This is a genomic window from Fusibacter tunisiensis (genome assembly GCF_016908355.1).
Taxonomy (GTDB): Bacteria; Bacillota; Clostridia; order Peptostreptococcales; family Acidaminobacteraceae; genus Fusibacter_D; species Fusibacter_D tunisiensis.
Genome location: NZ_JAFBDT010000056.1, coordinates 1 through 2,736 on the forward strand (window position 1 = coordinate 1; position 2,736 = coordinate 2,736).

3 protein-coding genes are annotated in these 2,736 nt (G+C 39.6%); all 3 read right to left on the minus strand.

Annotation, left to right across the window (positions count from 1 at the left end; translation table 11 throughout):
• Positions 1–1,700: PepSY domain-containing protein (locus JOC49_RS12975; RefSeq protein ID WP_204665464.1), on the minus strand; the 1,700-nt coding region annotated here is incomplete at its 3' end.
• Positions 1,697–2,290: an RNA polymerase sigma factor gene (locus JOC49_RS12980; protein ID WP_204665465.1), complete on the minus strand. Its 594-nt coding sequence runs from the start codon at positions 2,288–2,290 to the stop codon at positions 1,697–1,699. The genes JOC49_RS12975 and JOC49_RS12980, both read right to left, overlap by 4 nt.
• Positions 2,291–2,431: 141 nt before the next feature.
• On the minus strand, positions 2,432–2,650 hold the full coding sequence (locus JOC49_RS12985; protein WP_204665466.1) for a hypothetical protein: 219 nt from the start codon (positions 2,648–2,650) through the stop codon (positions 2,432–2,434).
• Between the last annotated feature and the right edge of the window lie 86 nt (positions 2,651–2,736).

Sequence of the window (2,736 nt, forward strand, 5' to 3'; positions counted from 1 at the left end):
CCTGTGTAAGCGTTGATTTCGATTTTATATTCTTTTCCGTCAAGTTCAATTTCTATTTCATAGTCATCATCGTCTTGTTCAAATTCAACGATGGTTCCGTTTACACGGTTCAGTGCAATCTTGCGCGCTTCTTCTGCTGAAATTCTATTTCGATTTTGATCATCTCGATCATCATCGTCGTCATCGTCAGCATCATCGTCGTCCATTTCAAATTTGATGATTGCACCTGTGTAGGCATTGATTTCGATTTTATATTCTTTTCCGTCTAGTTCAATTTCTATTTCATAGTCATCATCGTCTTGCTCAAATTCAGCGATGGTGCCATTTACACGGTTCAGTGCAATCTTACGTGCTTCTTCTGCTGAAATTCTATTTCGATTTTGATCATCTCGATCATCATCGTCGTCATCGTCAGCATCGTCGTCATCATCATCGTCGTCAATGTCGTCCATTTCAAATTTGATGATTTCACCTGTGTAGGCGTTGATTTCGATTTTATATTCTTTTCCGTCAAGTTCAATTTCTATTTCATAGTCATCATCGTCTTGCTCAAATTCAGCGATGGTGCCATTTACACGGTTCAGCGCAATCTTGCGCGCTTCTTCTGCTGAAATTCTATTTCGATTTTGATCATCTCGATCATCGTCGTCATCGTCAGCATCGTCGTCATCATCATCGTCGTCAATGTCGTCCATTTCAAATTTGATGATTTCACCTGTGTAGGCATTGATTTCGATTTTATATTCTTTTCCGTCTAGTTCAATTTCTATTTCATAGTCATCATCGTCTTGCTCAAATTCAACGATGGTGCCATTTACACGGTTCAGTGCAATCTTGCGCGCTTCTTCTGCTGAAATTCTATTTCGATTTTGATCATCTCGATCAGCATCTTGATCGTCATCGTCAGCATCATCATCGTCGTCGTCACCAAATAAAGCTTGCTTAAGCGCCTCAACTTCAGAAGGCTTAAAATAATCGCCTAGATTAAAGTCCTTTTCATTGGCCATTTTAACCAGCTCTGCAACTGAAAGATTTACAAGATCATCTGATTTAAGTTCAGGGTCACGCGCAACAAGGGCATTGACAAAATGTGTTTTCCCAACAGAGTTTTCATCGTTTTCCTTTTTAGCAGATACTTCTTCAGCTTCAATAGCCTGTGACAAAACAACGGGCTTAATATAGGATTTCTCAAGTTCAACTGTTATAACTTTTTCTATGGCGTCACTTTGAGCAGTTCGTTTCGATGCATCTTTGTTGTAGACAGAAACGAGAATTACATTTTGATCTTCACGAATATAACTGCTTTCAACAAGTTTCTGTGTTAGGGTTTCAACCACTTCTTCAACGCGTTTCCCTTTGTAGGTGTAATCATCCACCAGATCTTTCGCTTCTGAATTCAAGCCTTCAACTGCAACCACATTGCCTGCCCGGTTAATGCTGATTTCAAAGCTTGGATTCACATCCAGGTATACCATGGAATCCGGGGTAACATACTGATACCGATATCCGAATACCGCCAAAAATAGTACTGCTGCCACAGCGGCATATCTTAAAATTGGAAATGGTTTGTGTTCTTGCTTGGTAATATGATCATGTTTTGACATTTTCTTTACATGCGCGTTTTTCACTTGATCCAGTTGGTCCACTGGTGCTTCATGAACACCTGCATTTAAATGACTCAATATTTTTTCCTGTTTCATGAGGAAGTCCCTCCTTTTTCAATGATTGTTCTTAATTTTTTGAGTCCACGGTGGTATTTAGAAAGAACCGTAGACAGATTCAGGTTCAACATTTTTGCAATTTCACGATGCTTCATGCCCGATACGGCATAGAGCAAAATAATACTCCGTTCTTCTTCTGCCAGTTCCTCTAGAGCTGCTGTTAGCACCAATTTGTTTTCTGGTTGCATTTCATAAGAAAGATTTGCGTGCTCAAGCAGTTCCATTTCACCAACTGACAGTTCACGACTTTTTTTCCTTAAGGCATCATGGAACAAATTTTTCGCTATTGAAAAAATCCACGCCATAGGCTTGCCCTTTGGTGTATAAAGATGGGCTGCCGCCATTATTTTAAGATACGTTTCTTGGAGCAAATCCACTGCAAAGTCATGATCTTTCGTCAGTGAAAGCAAATAGGCATATAGAACGCGTTCTGTTTTTAGATACAGATTTTCAATTGCCCGGGTATCCCCTTCAGCAATCGCTGTAAATATCTGCTCGTCAAACATTAATTTTTGCTGCCTACTGTTTATTGGCTGTTCTGTTTCAACCAGCATGGATAAAATCAACATGTTATTTCTCCTTTATATAAGGTTAACGGATGAGACCGCTTTTTTATTGCATCTTATTTAAATTTTACCCAAAAAAATAAAAATACCCCTTTTGACGGTCCATTCAGGTTGCCATCAAAAGAGGTGTTTTTGCTTTATAAGCTATTTATTTTTTTTCTTATTTTTTATGAGAACAACTCCAGCACCTAAAATAACCACAGGAATGACAAGCCACATAAGTGACCCCCCACCTTCTGAAGTCTCTTCATTTTCAGCGCCTGGCACATAATTTTCCAAATCTGTAACCACCTCGTCTTCTCCAAGCCCTTCATAATAATCTGGAATTGACTCATAATCTACAGGATCAAATTCTTGTGACATACTCCCACCACTTAAGAAGTGGGGGCTTCTCGTTCGAATAGCCTAATGGCTACAGCATAAGCGAGCTATCCCCGTGTGCCCCACGG

What these genes read in the sequence shown, in the direction of transcription:
- JOC49_RS12985 (WP_204665466.1), bottom strand. Translation starts at nt 2,650, where the DNA reads ATGTCACAAGAATTTGATCCTGTAGATTATGAGTCAATTCCAGATTAT.
- JOC49_RS12980 (WP_204665465.1), bottom strand. Translation starts at nt 2,290, where the DNA reads ATGTTGATTTTATCCATGCTGGTTGAAACAGAACAGCCAATAAACAGT.